Raw genomic sequence first — 15237 nt, 5'->3', positions numbered from 1 at the left:
ATTTAACTTTGTAAAACATCATTAAAATAAAAATTATGAGAAAAATAGTAATTGCTTTGTCGGTTTTAACTTTGTTAACCTCTTGCGTGTCCAAGAAAAAGTACACAGATTTGGAAGCTAAAAACAAAGAAACTCAAGATTTATTAAATTCTGCTACAGTTAAATTGAACTCTTGCTTAGAAGAGAAAGCAGGTTTAGCAGCTACTGTAGAAGGTTTGAAAGAGAAGAATCAATTATTGATCAATACTTCAAAAGATATGACAGTTCTTACTACAAAAGGAGCTGAAAACATTGAAAAAGCCTTAGAAACAATCAAAGAGAAAGATTTAAAAATTAGTAGAATGCAAGATGCATTAACCAAAAAAGACAGTGTGACACTTGCTTTGGTGACTAGTTTAAAAAGTTCTGTTGGAATTTCTGATCCAGATATTGAAATTAATGTTGAAAAAGGAGTTGTTTTTATTTCTATTGCTGATAAATTATTATTCAAAAGCGGTAGCTATGAAGTAACTGATAAAGCTAAAGCTGTGTTAGCCAAAGTTGCCAAAGTAGTAAATGACAAGCCTGATTTTGAATGTATGGTTGAAGGTCACACTGATAATGTTCCTTACAGAAGTAATGGAGTTTTATTAGACAACTGGGATTTGAGTGTAAAACGCTCTACTTCTATTATTCGTGTATTAACTAATGATTTAGGTGTAAAACCAGCTCAATTAATCGCTGCAGGTAGAAGTTCTTATGTTCCATTAGTAGAAAATGACACACCTGAGAATCGTTCTAAAAATAGAAGAACAAGAATTGTAGTTTTACCTAAAATTGATCAATTCTATGATATGATTGAAAAAGAAATGAAGAAACAACAATAAATGTTTATTCGATACTATTTAAGAGCGTCTTTATAAGACGCTTTTTTTATGCAAAAAAGGCAGGTCTTTCGACCTGCCCATTATGTACCCTCAATATTGTTTTAATAACCAATTAAATATATCAAGAATAACATACTATTGTATGCTTTAATTTATTTCAATAGAATCATTGTAGTAAATATATGAAATATTGCAAAAAAACAAAGTTTTTATTCAATATTTTAAGAAAAATTCGACATTAAAGCCATTCCCTTTTATAAAATATCTAAAGTCCCTTTTCCTTCCCTTACAACAACTGGCTCATAATCAGACAAATCCACAATAGTTGAACCAATATTATCTCCATATCCACCATCAATCACAATATCAACTAAGTTTTGCCATTTTTCAAAAATCAACTCAGGATCGGTTGTATACTCAATAACATCATCGTCATCACGAATGGAAGTAGAAACAATAGGATTCCCCAATTGTCTAACTAATTCTAAAATAATATTATTGTCTGGAACCCTGATTCCAACGGTTGTTTTTTTCTTGAATTCTTTTGGTAAATTATTATTTCCAGGTAAAATAAAAGTATAGGGACCAGGCAAAGCTCTTTTTAAAATCTTAAAAGTAGCTGTATCTATTTGTCTGACATAATCCGACAGATTACTCAAATCGTGGCAAATAAACGACCAATTGGCTTTTTCTAATTTGATTCCCTTAATTTTTGCAATTTTCTCTAATGCTCTTGAATTGGTTATATCGCAACCCAAACCATATACAGTATCTGTTGGATAAATGACTAATCCACCATCACGAAGTACTTTAACTACTTTCGCAATCGCAGCTTCATTAGGCTTATCTTCGTATATTTTAATAAATTGTGCCATCTCGGATTATGTTTTTATTTGAAAAATCGAATTTATACCAGTAATTTACAGATTTAATAAGTAAAAATAGTACAATTTCTTATAAACTTTTAACTGCTTTTATCCGATCACTTCTAATTTTGCGAATCGCAACAATAATTTCTTAATTCCTCCTACTTCAAACTTAATTTCGGCTTTTTTATCTGCTCCAACTCCTTCTAAGTTTAGAATCTGTCCTTTACCAAAACGTTCATGCATTACTACATTTCCAACCACTAATTGATTGTCAAACAAATTGGTGCTTCCAGAGGAAGTTGAAGTTCCCATTGGCTTTAACTTACGAATAACAGCTTCAGGTTTTGGCTCATTACTAGTAATATACTTAGGAGGTGTACCTGCAACGGGTTTAGCTAATCTTAGTTTTGATTTATCTACATCACCAAAAATATCACTATCAATTTGTGGCTTATAGCGATAATTACTCTCAGCTGGAGTTAAATACTCTAGATACTGGCCATCAATTTCCTCAATAAATCGTGATGGTTCGCTATCTGTTAGTTTTCCCCAACGATAACGAGATTGCGCATAAGTCAAATAAGCTTGATGCTCTGCACGTGTTAAAGCCACATAAAACAATCTTCGTTCTTCTTCTAATTCACTTCGAGTACTCATACTCATGGCACTTGGAAACAAATCTTCTTCCATTCCAACTACAAAGACATGAGGAAACTCCAATCCTTTTGCTAAGTGAATCGTCATTAAAGCTACACGATCTTCATCGCTGGTATCTTTATCTAAATCGGTTGCTAAGGCAACATCTTCCATAAATTCAGACAATGCACCACGAGCTCCATCAATTTCTTTTTGCCCTTCGGTAAAATCTTTAATACCGTTTAAGAGCTCTTCAATATTCTGAATTTTAGCCATTCCTTCTGGAGTAGCATCTTTTTTTAATTCTTGAACCAAGCCTGTTTTTTTAGCGACATGATCGGTAATATAGAAAGCATCTTGATTCTCATTAATGACTTGAAAACTCTGAATCATTGTCACAAAATCGGCTAATTTTTGTTTTGTCCCCGAGTTTAATTTCAAATCAATTTTATCTACATTTTGCATGACTTCCCAAATCGAACGCTTGTAATGATTGGCTGCAATCGTCAACTTTTCGATAGTAGTATCCCCTATTCCTCTCGCAGGATAATTAATCACACGAATCAAAGCTTCTTCATCTTTTGGATTAATTACTAAGCGTAAATAACACAAAACATCTTTGATTTCTTTCCTTTGATAAAAAGACAATCCACCGTAAATACGATACGGAATATCTCTTTTTCTCAAAGCGTCTTCCATTGCTCTAGATTGCGCATTTGTTCTATACAAAATGGCAAAAGCACCGTTATGCAACTGATTTTGCATTTTTTGCTCAAAAATAGTACTTGCTACAAAACGGCCTTCTTCTGCGTCAGTTAAACTGCGATTTACTTTTATTTTGGGACCAAAGTCATTGGCTGTCCAAACCACTTTGTCCAACTTGGTTTTATTTTTATCAATGATAGTGTTGGCGGCCTCTACAATATTTCGGGTAGAACGATAATTTTGTTCCAATCGAAACGTTTTTACCCCTTCATAATCTTTTTGAAAATTCAAAATATTATTGATATTGGCACCTCGAAAAGCATAAATACTTTGTGCGTCATCTCCAACCACACATATATTTTGGAATTTGTCTGATAAAGCACGAACAATTAGATATTGTGAATGATTTGTATCTTGGTACTCATCTACGAGTATGTATCGAAATCTATTTTGGTATTTAGCCAAAACCTCTGGGAATCGAGTTAACAACTCATTGGTTTTCAACAACAAATCATCAAAATCCATTGCGCCAGCTTTAAAACAGCGTTCAACGTATTGTTGATAAATTTCTCCCAAGCGTGGTTTTTTCGACATGGCATCGGCTTCCATCAATTCTGGGTTATTAAAATAGGCTTTAACCGTAACCAAACTATTCTTATAACTCGAAATTCGACCCAACACTTGTTTTGGTTTATAAATATCACGATCTAATTGCATTTCTTTAATAATTGCAGAAATCAATCGAGCAGAATCTTGAGAGTCATAAATCGTGAAATTAGAAGGATAGCCCAGATGATCTGATTCTGAACGCAATATTCTTGCAAAAACTGAGTGAAAGGTTCCCATCCATAAATTCTTGGCTTCAGAAGATCCAACAATCTGAGAAATTCTATTTTTCATCTCTCGAGCCGCTTTATTGGTAAACGTCAACGACAAAATATTGAAAGCGTCAATTCCTTGATGCATTAAATAGGCAATACGAATGGTTAGAACCCTTGTTTTTCCAGACCCTGCACCAGCGATGATAATCATTGGTCCATCTTTTTGAAGTACTGGTTCACGTTGGGCTTCGTTAAGCTGATCGATATATTGATGCATGAATGATTTTTATTAAAGATAGGCAAAAATAAGGATTTAAGTAGGAATTCCGAATGGCTCCCAACAATTTACTAAATTTAAAAGTAATGACTTTGAATACAAAAAAAAAGGCGTAACCAAAATAATGGAAATTCAATGCTGAGCGTTTGAGATCCAGCAATAGTAGATAAATCAGTTTAAGATATTTCTTATATGAAATAAAAAAATTACTAATGGTGATTGATAGTATTGGAGAAAATGTAAACAGAATATAAATACTAATGTCCCGTTTCTATCACATCAATTTGATAAACGTACTTAAGATAGAGAAAGAAAAATGCAAGCGAGAGGAATAAAATAGCAAGCCCAATAACTCCAGTATTGATTTTGAGGCCCGTCTGTGAAATTTCAATATTGGTGTTTTCAGATGCTACATCAATAGTTTCAGATTTTGGTTTAGAAATATTAGATTTTATTTGTATTTCCGTGAGCTTAAATTGTTTATACGACAAGATTAGTCCCATAATTACAATAAAAATTACCATAACAAAAATGATAATACTACTATAGAACTGCCAGGCAAAGCTTCGCTGTTGGTGCATAGCGGCAAAATCATACTGTTTTAACTGTCTAAAAAATTGTATGGAATCTCGTACTGAATCTCCAGTTGGGGTTTCCAACGCAAATTCCAGTTTGGGCGGGCTTTCTACAGTTATCTTTTGTTTCTTTATCGAATCATGAGTTGATAAGAATTCAGTTACTATATCATCCTTCGATTCATTTGCTTTTTGTGCTTGCACATTAACAACACTTGCAAAAAATACTAGTAATAAAAAAAATGTGTTTTTAAATTTCATTTCCATACCATATCATATTTTTTCTTGAGAAATTGGATATATTGAATTCTTAAAGTAATCTTTTCATCAATCGTGGGTTTTGTGTAGGCTTTTTTTTCAATTTTCATATAATCCCCTAGAACGTCTGAAGTATATCCCACAGACTTCATTGCGCCACTTAAAGCAGAAGAAATCCAATCAAGTAACTCATCGGCATACTTTTGTTTACTTTCTAAAGATTTTTTTTTAGTGTTGGATAAGTCAGACGGAAATTGAAGCTTTGGAACACCCATAAATTGCAAAAACATTGGAGCTAATTGCTTGAATTTAAATACAATTTTTCCACTTTTTATCTTTTTGAAAATATTGGGATATGCTTTTTTAAGAATAGCATCACCATTATACATTGAGAGTCCAAAATCTTTTACAGGAAAATCATTAAAATATGGATTCATATCATTAGATGAATCAATAAAGATTGTTATTGGAAAATTAGTTCCAGTTGGTGGTATCTCAATGAGTGACCAATCGTCAACTAACCAAACATTACGCATTTTTGATGTAATAAACGGATCTAATTCGGATGTGTCTGGTGTAACTCCAAATTCAAGCTGATCAACTATTTTTCTATATAAATATTGTCTCACACAAAATTCCTCCAACATTTTGTATTCTTGCGTTAAATTCCTCAAATCTCCTTGTGCTTTACCAATTTCATAAGTCAGTTGATTAACCTGAGAATTCAAACTTTCAACTGGGTCAATTGCTTTTATACTATCCAGAAGATTGAGTACGTCTTTGTCGTCAGATTGAGAGAAAGTGACAAGTGAAGATAAAAGTAAAAAAAGGACTAAATATAATTTCATACTAACCTATTTTAGTATTAATAAAAATGTAGGTTATGAATTATTGCTGGGCAGTGTTACGATGCTAAAAAAAACACAAAATACTGTTAATCAATTAGTTCAAATATACAAATTAATATTAAAATCATTTCATCAATCATGATTATATTCTCATAGTATGGTTTTGTACCTAGTATCAAAATACCATTTAGCTATTGTTATAAAATTGAAAAAGAAACAAAACCATATTAGTTAAACAGAATTGTTTAAATTTATCCAAAACAATTATTATCCATCAACTATGACTAAAAAAAGCTTACTATTTGTTGTTGCAATGCTTATGACCTTTTCTGTCCAAGCTCAAAACAGCAACAAAACACTTACGGAAACCGATTATGAACAAGCGGTAAAATATTTAGGATTCAATACCAATAAATTGGTTTTCAATAGCAACGTAAACCCAAATTGGTTAGCCAATGGTGATTTTTGGTATAACAATACTACTCTCAAAGGAAAAGAAATAGTAGTAATCCATACAGTTGATGGCACTCGAAAAACAGGCTCAGATTTAAAATCGTTACTTCCTGAAAACAACACTCCTACTACCCCAACTTATACAGTTACTCCTTTTGAAGTAAAATCTCCAGACGGCAAAAAAGCCGCTTTTATCAAAGATTGGAATCTTTGGGTCAAAGATTTGGCTTCACAAAAAGAAACCCAACTCACCTTCGATGGCGTAAAAGATTACGGCTATGCCACCGATAATGCAGGATGGAAACATAGCAACAAAGCTATTTTATTATGGTCTCCCGATTCTAAAAAAATTGCCACTTTTCAACAAGATCAACGTCATGTAAAAGACATGTATTTGGTTTCAACCAATGTGGGAGCTCCTAAATTAGAAGCTTGGAAATATCCGCTACCTGGTGATGAAAAAATAATTCAAATTGAGCGTGTGATTATCGAAGTCGAAACGCCAAAAGTTATTCGCTTCAATATGGCTCCCGATCCACGAAGAGGAACCTTATGTGATGATATTTCGTGTTCCGGTTCTTTTGATGATAACGAATGGAATGCTGACGGAACAAAATTAGCCTTTGTTTCTACTTCTCGAGATCATAAAGAAGCCAAAGTCAGAATTGCCAATGCACTAACAGGAGCTGTAAAAGACATCTTTGAAGAAAAAGTGGCTACACAATACGAAAGTGGTCAAGGAAAAGTAAATTGGCATTATTTAGAAAGTTCCAATGAAATCATTTGGTACAGTGAACGTGACGATTGGGGACATTTGTACCTGTATGATGCCAAAACTGGTAAATTAAAATCACAAATTACCAAGGGAAATTTTGTAGTGACCCAACTTTTGAAAGTAGACGAAAAAAATCGTATACTTTATTTTAAAGCCAATGGAAGAGAAACGGGTCGTAATCCTTATTTTAGTCATTTTTACCGAATTGATTTCAGTGGAAAGAACCTTCAATTGCTTACTCCAGAGGATGGAAACCACACCATTTCATTATCACCGAATGGAGACTATTTTGTCGATACTTATTCACAACCCAATGTGGCACCCGTTTCGGTGTTGAGAGCTGCTACTGGAAAACTAATTGCAACCCTTGAAAAAGCTGATATCTCAAAACTAGTAGCAACAGGTTGGAAAGCACCCGAACCCATCAAAGTAAAATCAAGAGATGGCAAATGGGATTTATACGGATTGCTCTTTACTCCTACTCATTTGGATGCAACTAAAAAATATCCAGTAGTTAATTACATTTATCCTGGACCTCAAGGTGGCGGTGTAGGTAGTCGTAATTTTTTCTCTGCTAGAAGTGATCATCAGGCTTTGGCCGAGTTAGGTTTTGTAGTCGTGATTATTGATGGAACTTGTAATCCAGATCGTTCCAAATCATTCCACGATGCCTGTTATGGCAATATGGCCGATAACACTTTAGAAGATCAAATTTCGGGGATGAAGCAATTAGCCACTAAATACCCCTTTATGGATTTAGACAAAGTGGGGATTTGGGGGCACTCAGGTGGTGGTTATGCTACAGCGGCAGCCTTATTTAGATATCCTGAGTTTTATAAAGTAGGAATCTCCGAATCTGGTAATCATGAAAACCGAAATTATGAAGATGATTGGGGTGAACGATACATTGGCCTTTTGACTAAAGATGCCAACGGAAAATCAAACTATGAAGATCAAGCCAATGCTAATTTTGCTACAAATTTAAAAGGAAAATTATTATTAGCGCATGGCGGAATGGATGACAACGTACCTCCTTACAACACTTATCTGGTGATTCAAGCTTTACAAAAAGCCAATAAAGATTTTGATTTTATCCTTTTTCCTAATGCTCGTCATGGTTTTGGTGGAGACACTTTTTATATGATGCGCAAACGATGGGATTATTTCGTAACTCATTTGCTGCAAGCACAACCTCCGAAGGAGTTTTTGATTCAACCGAAATAACAATAATGGCTTAGCACCTAGCGACCTTAGTCACGTTTTTGTAGCAACAAAAAACATTTTACCTATTGTAAAGACAAAAGGAAAAAAATAAACCAAAAAAACGCGCTACGCAACTCATTTTATCTGAGTGTGTAGCGCGTTTTGTTATTCTAAAATGATAAGACTCTTCTTAGAACTTATCATTTTTACTTATCGAATTCCTTTTTGGAGTTAAGACTTAAATAACTTGTCAAGTTCAACATAAAACCAATAGTGGTAATTCCGCCAGCAATTAATCCCATTCTTCCTGAATTTGGATATTCTGACAATAGAAAAAAGGCAACGCCTAGTAGTAGCAAACTTATGATGTAGCTAATCGTTCTCATTAAGAGTTTGTTTTAAGGGTTATATTGCATTGGAATTAAAATCACCCATTGAGTTCTATCCATAATTTGATAAAATTTCGTAAATTAGAGCTAAATATCCACAACTAAAAATAAAAAACATGAAAAACAATTTTTGGATTTACATGATCATTTCGTGTTTGGGATTAGCAAGTTGCAAAAAAGAAGGAGACAATTCAAAAGCAATTGAAGAACCACCTTTGCAAGTAGCTTGTTACCAAGCGGTGTATGAAAAGGACACAGTTACTTTAAAACTTAACACCCTAAAAGATGGAACCATCACCGGTAATATGGTGATGAAAGAATTTGACTCTCCTATTAAAGATGGAACTATCACCGGGAAATTTAGCGGAGACACCTTACTAGTTGATTACGCTTATGTCTCCGGTATTACTGACAAAACGATCTTTAAAAACCCCTTAGCCCTACTCAAAAAAGGAAACGAACTCATCCTCGGTAATGGCAAAATAGAAACGTATTTAGGGAAAACGTATTTTGTAAAAGGTCAACCTATCGATTATGAAAAGGTAAAATATAAATTCTCTGAAACGGATTGTAAAGAATAATTAACACAAAAAAGGAGATAAACATCTCCTTTTTTTATTTGTAAAAAACGTCGTAGGCAAATCGGATTAAGGTGCCAATGACTACCACTAAAAAAAAGATACGGATAAAACTATTGCCTTTGTTGATAGCCAATTTGGCGCCCAACCATCCACCGAGGGCATTACTAGCAGCCATAGGAATCGCAATCGCCCAAATGATTTTGCCTTTAAGCATAAACAAGCAAATCGAACCAAAATTGGTCGCTAGGTTGACCATTTTCGCATTCGCGGAAGCGTGCAAAAAGTCGAATCCCATAATAGCAATAAACGCCACAACCAAGAAACTTCCAGTGCCCGGACCAATGAATCCGTCGTACAGACCCACTACAAAACTGATGGCAACAGCATTGAATAGTTGGCGTTTATTAGAAATATTTTTTTCTATTTGCTGTCCAAAATTTTTCTTGGCAAAAGTGTAAACCACCAAAAACGAGAGCACGACCAACAAAAGTGGTTTCATAAAATCATTGCTCACATACGTCAGCAAAGTCGAACCCAAAAACGCAGAAGGAAATGCCAAAAGCATCATAATTCCGAGTAATTTCCAATTTAAATCCACTTTCTTCAAGTACTGAAAAGCTGCAAAAGAGGTACCACTAAAGGCGGGTACTTTTAAGGTTCCAATTACGGTCGCGACTGAAAGACTTGGCAACAGAATGAGTCCAACAGGTGTTTGTATGAGTCCACCTCCTCCTACTATAGCATCTATAAATCCCGCGGCAAAAGCGGCTAAACAAAGTAAAAGTAAAATGGTAACGTCCATTGAGCGGTGGTTTTTTATTGGTTGCGGCAAAAATAGGGGTATCAAATGATTTTGAGTATCAATTGAGGAAGAAAATTTAAATTTTAACCGTTAGATATAAACATATAAGTCATAACAGTTTTTTAAAATACCTATTTATTTTGAACCATATAAGACAAATAAGGACATATAAGTAGCTATCTGTGGAATTTGTGTCTAGTACTTAACCCCAAGGAGCGCAAAGCTTTACGCGAAGGTCGCTAAGAGAATTACAAAACTTTGCGTTTCTTGGTGTTTTCTTTGTGTTCTTAGTTGTAAAAAAAATTAACCGCAAGGAGCGCAAAGTTTAACCAAATTTACAACTGTAAAAATCCGTAGCATCCGTAAAATCCGTGGCTGAATTTAGTACAAAGTTTAACCGATTACCTAGTCAACCAATTAACCAATAATTCAACTAAGCAACTAAACAATTCTAATTCAAAAAAGTTTATTTTTGTGCCCCAAACCCAATTATACTTATGGACGCAACAAGAATTATTGAACTAGCTAGTTACACTTTACCCTCACTAATTACTGGAGTGGTGGCCTATCAATTTTTTAATTTACATACCAAAGACGAGGCGGGACGTCGTCGTTTTTTATTGCATAGAGAAGCTCAAAAAACGGCTTTGCCTCTACGCTTACAGGCGTATGAGCGTATGACTTTGTTCTTGGAACGCATTAGTTTGAATCAGTTATTGATTCGCATTGCTCCTATTTCGACTGAAAAAAATGATTATGAGCAATTGATTATCGCTCACATCGAACAAGAATTCGAACATAATTTGACGCAACAAGTGTATATGTCGGATGAATGTTGGAGTATTATTTTAACTGCCAAAAACGCAACTATTCAAATGATTCGAATGGCTGCCAAAAAAGAATCTATAGAAAACGCCAATCAAATGCGTGAGTTGATTTTGAATGATTTGTTAGAAAAACAATCGCCTAGTAACGCGGCTTTGGCGTTTATCAAACAAGAAGTAAGTGATTTATGGTAAAATGATTTCGCTGTAGTTTTCATTTTTACTTTGGGCATAATCAAAACCTATTTTCCACCATTTATGCATTTCAGTGCTATCAAATACTAAGGCATTGTCGGTAAGTTGTATGGGGGTATAATACAAGTTGAGTTGTACATTTTTGATGGAAGCCATCATTTTACCCAAAGTAATATCATAGCGTTCTATTTGGTCAAGAGTCACTCTAAAAATATCTATTAAAAGTGAAAAAGGGTTTCTTCCAATCCCAATTCGATTGCATTGATGTTCAGATTCCAAGATGATGACATCAATTTCTGTAGCTCCTCTTGCAATAGCTTCATTAATAGGAACCAAGTTAGAAAAACCACCGTCACCATATTCACAACCGTTTTTCTTCACCAAACTCATAAAGGGAATATAATTACAAGAAATCCAAATCCATTCGCAGTATTCTTCATAAGTACATTCGTGAATGGATTTGTATTCTGAGGCGTTAGTTGAAATATTCGTCACAGTAATAACCACATCGGGTTCGCTATCTTTAAGCGTTTGAAACTCTTCGCGAGTTAAATTGTTTTGAATGAAATGCAAGAGGTTTTTACTTTCTCCAAATGTTCGTCTTCTTTTAAGAAATTGAAGCAAAACATTAAAGTGATTGATTGAAACGGAGGTAAAACCTCTTTCTTTTTTGATTTTAAAAGGATTGATATTAAAAATATCGCTCATTCCAACATTAGTGTAAATCTCTTTGATTTTGTCAACTTTTCCAACAGCCAAATGAGAAATCAGCAAACTACCTGTTGAAGTACCAATGTACATATCGTAGTGCTGCTTTTTAATATTCAATAAAAACTCGGCAACTCCTCCTGCGAATGCCCCTTTACTTCCACCGCCAGAAATCACTAATGCCCTCATATTGGCTTATTACTCGTTCAACAATCTATTGATAATTTCTCGTTCTTTTGGTGGCAAATTCAAAGCCACTTCTTGTAAAGCCTTCCTTTTATTTTCTTGTTTGATTTGCTTTCGGATGGCATCTCGAGCGAATTTAGAAAATTGCCATAAATGATGCGTGGTAGCATTTGCTAAATTTTTCCAAATAGTTGTGTTAAATAAATCTAAGTAAATCAAACTCTCTAAAGCATTCTGACGCGTACTCGCTTCAAAATCTAGAGAAGAATACTGAATCAATTCTTTGGACATAGCGGCAGTATCTGCATTGTAATTGGGCGTATTTAAAGCCAAAGCCAACCATAAAATTCTCAAGTTATAATCGTTAAAACCTATCCAATTTTTGGTTTGGTCCAAATAACGAATTCGGTCATTCTCAAAACTGTTCCATAATTGAAACAATGCTATTTCTTGCGTTTGATAAGAAGCATCTGTTAGTAAGGTTTCATAATCGGCTTTGAAGGCTTCTGGAACTTTGGAAAATAGGTTTGCTATTTTCTGTCGGATAGACCAATTCTTTGTCGCCATAGCCACAGCTAACAACTCTTTTATATCCTCATAGGACTCTTTTCGAAGCTGAAAAATTACACTTTCTTTGACCGTATAATAGACATCCGATTGCAAAACTTTCATCAAAAAATCTTTCTTTTCTGCAAAAGGAGTATTACGATATTGGTCTAGTTTCAATTGGATTTTTATAACTGTATTTTTTTTAAGTAAATCATTAGCTTCTAATGCATTGAACTTATAATCCTCAAGCCATACTTTAGAAAATAATTTGGTATCAAAAGCGGCAACTTTTTCAATTTCTGCAAAAAAATCATTGGTATTTACTGTTTGAAAAGCGTGCTTCTTGAGGTAGTTTTTTATTGCTTTTTTAAAAGCCTTATCTCCTATTTTCTGATGCAAAACAAATAAAGCCCAAGCCCCTTTTTCGTAAAAAGTCAAAGAACTCGCTTTTGCATTCAACACCGGAATAGTATCCGTTCGAGAGGCAAATTTAAGTTGTTGTGCTTTTTCGTATAAATAACTATAAAAATAATCTTCACCGTACAATTCCCTCTCAGCCAACAGCGCATAATAAGTCGCAAAACCTTCTTGCAACCAATGATGTTTGCTGCTCTCAGCAGTTACCAAATCACCAAACCACTGATGCGCCAATTCGTGCGCATTGACATTGGTATATTTTCGGTCGTTAAACCCAACAGCATCCACCACATACCGACTCGAAAAAGTGGTTGCCGAAGTATTCTCCATTCCTGCATACAAAAAATCTCTAACGGGCACCTGCTTGTAATTTTCCCAAGGGTATTTAACACCTATTTCTTTTTCCAAAAAATTAAAAATAGCCTCCGAATGGCGATACGTAGGTTCAAAAAACACCGCATCTTTGGGTTCATAATACCATTCTAAAGGCACGCCAGAATTGGATTGTTGCGTTTTTTTATCAAATCTCCCAATAGCCATCATCAACAAGTACGAACTCATAGGCTTTTGCATTCTATAGCGCCAGTAAGTGTTATTGCCATTCGTTATTTTCTCTTTCAAGGTTCCATTGGCAATGACTTGATAGTTTTTATCAAAGACAATCTCCAAGTTAAAAACCACTTTTTCATTTACATCATCAAAACTCGGAAACCAATTGCTGGTGTATTTCCCTTGTCCTTGCGTCCAAATTTGTAAATTGGCGTTCTCTTCAGAACCTATAAAATACAAGGTTTGCTTGGGTTTGGCATCATAAGAAAACTGCACCCATTTTTTTCCTTTTTTAAACGGATAAATTAACAACAGTTGTTTTCCATTGGTAACAAAAGAAACTGGCTTGTCGTTCAATTTCACATTGGTAAACTGCATATTTTGCGCATCAATCTTAATCGTATCGATGGGTCGCAACACATTAAAATGATAGGTAACAGTACCCGAAATCGTTTTATCCTTTGGGTTAACAAACAATTGAACCTTAGCTGTTTTAAAGTCAACCGATTGCGTTTGTTGTGCAAAAATAAATGAGGTTAAAAAAAGAAAAATATATTTCATCTAAACAGATTTTCGATAGGATTTGAATTTCAAAGTTACAACAGGACTTCGGCTTTTAAAAATATCCGCCACGAATTCACTAATGAATCTCGAATTAAAATGTGTTTTAATGACACGAATTATTAATGTTAATTGATTAATTACGAATAAAAAAAATAACCACACAGAATCATCGATTAAAGCAAATCAACAGATTGTACTAGAATTCGAGTAATTTGATTATAATCATAAAAAATTAGTGGCAATTGGTGTAATTAGTGGCTACTTTCTTAATTTTACAACTTACAAAAACAAACCCCAAATTGAAAACAAAAGCTTTATTTAACTGGAGCAGCGGCAAAGACTCTGCACTTGCTTTATACAAAACACTACAAAATCCCGAGTTCGAAATCGACTGTCTTTTGACGAGTGTCAACCAAAAATACCAACGTGTTTCTATGCACGGTCTTCGTGTTGAATTGCTGCACTCACAAGCTGAAAGCATCGGCTTACCACTCGAAATCGTCGAAATTCCAGAAATGCCCACGATGGAAGTTTACGAAAATGCCTTAGCTACAACTTTGAGCCAACTCAAAACCAGAGGCATCACCCACTCGATTTTTGGCGATATTTTCCTTGAAGATTTGCGCCAATACCGCGAGGACAAACTCGCCACGATGGACTTAAAAGGCGTATTCCCGTTATGGAAAATCCCAACAAAAGACCTAATTCAAGAATTTATCGATTTAGGATTCAAAACCATAGTCGTTTGTGTCAACGAACGCTATTTGGACAAAAATTTTGTGAGCCGCATCATTGACCAAGATTTCATCAACGATTTACCAGAAAACGTCGATGTTTGTGGCGAAAACGGCGAATTCCACACCTTTACTTTCGATGGTCCTTTGTTCAAACAGCCCATTGATTTTGAAATCGGAGAAGTTGTCTACCGAAAATACGAAAAACCAGCCACCACCGATACGTCCGATACCGCTTGCGACACCAGCGCCTCAGATGCCTTTGACTATGGCTTTTGGTATTGCGATTTAATTCCTAATTAAGCATTGTATTAGGAGCAGGAAGAATGGGGCTTTTTAGCCATCAATGGTCCCGTGATTCGCTATATCTTTGCTTTTCTAAAGAAAAAAAGCAAAGGATGCCGCTACTCCCGGGGCTAAAAGGTTACATCCGTACTTTTTGGGTAAATAGTC

Annotated in this window: 13 protein-coding genes; 5 read left to right on the top strand and 8 right to left on the bottom strand. The window is 34.7% G+C overall.

Annotated features, from left to right (window positions below):
* Positions 1–35 precede the first annotated feature (35 nt).
* Positions 36–866, top strand: a complete 831-nt coding sequence (locus FLAVO9AF_RS04940) for an OmpA family protein (protein ID WP_159685228.1) — start codon at positions 36–38, stop codon at positions 864–866.
* Positions 867–1120: 254 nt separating this feature from the next.
* Here FLAVO9AF_RS04940 and FLAVO9AF_RS04935 read toward each other — a convergent pair whose 3' ends face one another.
* From FLAVO9AF_RS04935 to FLAVO9AF_RS04920, 4 genes are all read right to left on the bottom strand, one after another.
* Positions 1121–1741 (bottom strand): L-threonylcarbamoyladenylate synthase, encoded by a 621-nt coding sequence (locus FLAVO9AF_RS04935; RefSeq protein WP_159685226.1) that lies wholly within the window; start codon positions 1739–1741, stop codon positions 1121–1123.
* A 99-nt stretch (positions 1742–1840) separates the two neighbouring features.
* Complete coding sequence (locus FLAVO9AF_RS04930; protein WP_159685223.1) at positions 1841–4174, bottom strand: ATP-dependent helicase; 2334 nt, start codon at positions 4172–4174, stop codon at positions 1841–1843.
* A 257-nt stretch (positions 4175–4431) separates the two neighbouring features.
* Positions 4432–5016: a hypothetical protein gene (locus FLAVO9AF_RS04925; protein WP_159685221.1), complete on the bottom strand. Its 585-nt coding sequence runs from the start codon at positions 5014–5016 to the stop codon at positions 4432–4434.
* Positions 5007–5855 (bottom strand): hypothetical protein, encoded by an 849-nt coding sequence (locus tag FLAVO9AF_RS04920; protein WP_159685218.1) that lies wholly within the window; start codon positions 5853–5855, stop codon positions 5007–5009. Before FLAVO9AF_RS04920 ends, FLAVO9AF_RS04925 begins: the two co-directional genes overlap by 10 nt.
* Positions 5856–6135: 280 nt before the next feature.
* On the opposite strand from FLAVO9AF_RS04920, the gene FLAVO9AF_RS04915 reads away from it, so the two are divergent.
* Positions 6136–8307: a S9 family peptidase gene (locus FLAVO9AF_RS04915; RefSeq protein ID WP_159685215.1), complete on the top strand. Its 2172-nt coding sequence runs from the start codon at positions 6136–6138 to the stop codon at positions 8305–8307.
* Positions 8308–8492: 185 nt separating this feature from the next.
* Here the strand turns inward: FLAVO9AF_RS04915 and FLAVO9AF_RS04910 are convergent, their stop codons facing one another.
* Complete coding sequence (locus tag FLAVO9AF_RS04910) at positions 8493–8672, bottom strand: hypothetical protein (RefSeq protein ID WP_159685212.1); 180 nt, start codon at positions 8670–8672, stop codon at positions 8493–8495.
* Positions 8673–8791: 119 nt separating this feature from the next.
* Here FLAVO9AF_RS04910 and FLAVO9AF_RS04905 point away from each other — a divergent pair, with 119 nt between their 5' ends.
* Positions 8792–9256: a hypothetical protein gene (locus tag FLAVO9AF_RS04905; RefSeq protein WP_159685209.1), complete on the top strand. Its 465-nt coding sequence runs from the start codon at positions 8792–8794 to the stop codon at positions 9254–9256.
* A gap of 34 nt (positions 9257–9290) precedes the next feature.
* On the opposite strand, the gene FLAVO9AF_RS04900 is transcribed toward FLAVO9AF_RS04905, so the two are convergent.
* Positions 9291–10058 (bottom strand): TSUP family transporter, encoded by a 768-nt coding sequence (locus tag FLAVO9AF_RS04900; RefSeq protein ID WP_159685206.1) that lies wholly within the window; start codon positions 10056–10058, stop codon positions 9291–9293.
* A 497-nt stretch (positions 10059–10555) separates the two neighbouring features.
* Here FLAVO9AF_RS04900 and FLAVO9AF_RS04895 point away from each other — a divergent pair, with 497 nt between their 5' ends.
* Positions 10556–11077: a hypothetical protein gene (locus tag FLAVO9AF_RS04895; protein ID WP_159685203.1), complete on the top strand. Its 522-nt coding sequence runs from the start codon at positions 10556–10558 to the stop codon at positions 11075–11077.
* Here FLAVO9AF_RS04895 and FLAVO9AF_RS04890 read toward each other — a convergent pair.
* Positions 11069–11974 (bottom strand): patatin family protein, encoded by a 906-nt coding sequence (locus FLAVO9AF_RS04890; protein ID WP_159685198.1) that lies wholly within the window; start codon positions 11972–11974, stop codon positions 11069–11071. The genes FLAVO9AF_RS04895 and FLAVO9AF_RS04890 overlap by 9 nt on opposite strands.
* Positions 11975–11983: 9 nt before the next feature.
* A complete protein-coding gene (locus FLAVO9AF_RS04885) occupies positions 11984–14047 on the bottom strand; it encodes a M1 family metallopeptidase (protein WP_159685195.1) in 2064 nt (687 codons plus the stop codon).
* 302 nt (positions 14048–14349) lie between these two features.
* On the opposite strand from FLAVO9AF_RS04885, the gene FLAVO9AF_RS04880 reads away from it, so the two are divergent.
* Positions 14350–15087 (top strand): diphthine--ammonia ligase, encoded by a 738-nt coding sequence (locus FLAVO9AF_RS04880; protein WP_159685192.1) that lies wholly within the window; start codon positions 14350–14352, stop codon positions 15085–15087.
* Positions 15088–15237 lie beyond the last annotated feature (150 nt).

It is taken from the genome of Flavobacterium sp. 9R, from assembly GCF_902506345.1.
GTDB lineage: Bacteria > Bacteroidota > Bacteroidia > Flavobacteriales > Flavobacteriaceae > Flavobacterium.
This window is presented reverse-complemented; position numbering and strand designations above follow the sequence as displayed.

Bases quoted from the DNA above. Each gene is read 5' to 3' on its own strand.
- FLAVO9AF_RS04925 (WP_159685221.1), bottom strand. From the start codon at position 5,016: ATGGAAATGAAATTTAAAAACACATTTTTTTTATTACTAGTATTTTTT.
- FLAVO9AF_RS04935 (WP_159685226.1), bottom strand. From the start codon at position 1,741: ATGGCACAATTTATTAAAATATACGAAGATAAGCCTAATGAAGCTGCG.
- FLAVO9AF_RS04940 (WP_159685228.1), top strand. From the start codon at position 36: ATGAGAAAAATAGTAATTGCTTTGTCGGTTTTAACTTTGTTAACCTCT.
- FLAVO9AF_RS04885 (WP_159685195.1), bottom strand. From the start codon at position 14,047: ATGAAATATATTTTTCTTTTTTTAACCTCATTTATTTTTGCACAACAA.
- FLAVO9AF_RS04930 (WP_159685223.1), bottom strand. From the start codon at position 4,174: ATGCATCAATATATCGATCAGCTTAACGAAGCCCAACGTGAACCAGTA.
- FLAVO9AF_RS04900 (WP_159685206.1), bottom strand. From the start codon at position 10,058: ATGGACGTTACCATTTTACTTTTACTTTGTTTAGCCGCTTTTGCCGCG.
- FLAVO9AF_RS04920 (WP_159685218.1), bottom strand. From the start codon at position 5,855: ATGAAATTATATTTAGTCCTTTTTTTACTTTTATCTTCACTTGTCACT.
- FLAVO9AF_RS04905 (WP_159685209.1), top strand. From the start codon at position 8,792: ATGAAAAACAATTTTTGGATTTACATGATCATTTCGTGTTTGGGATTA.
- FLAVO9AF_RS04910 (WP_159685212.1), bottom strand. From the start codon at position 8,672: ATGAGAACGATTAGCTACATCATAAGTTTGCTACTACTAGGCGTTGCC.
- FLAVO9AF_RS04890 (WP_159685198.1), bottom strand. From the start codon at position 11,974: ATGAGGGCATTAGTGATTTCTGGCGGTGGAAGTAAAGGGGCATTCGCA.
- FLAVO9AF_RS04895 (WP_159685203.1), top strand. From the start codon at position 10,556: ATGGACGCAACAAGAATTATTGAACTAGCTAGTTACACTTTACCCTCA.
- FLAVO9AF_RS04915 (WP_159685215.1), top strand. From the start codon at position 6,136: ATGACTAAAAAAAGCTTACTATTTGTTGTTGCAATGCTTATGACCTTT.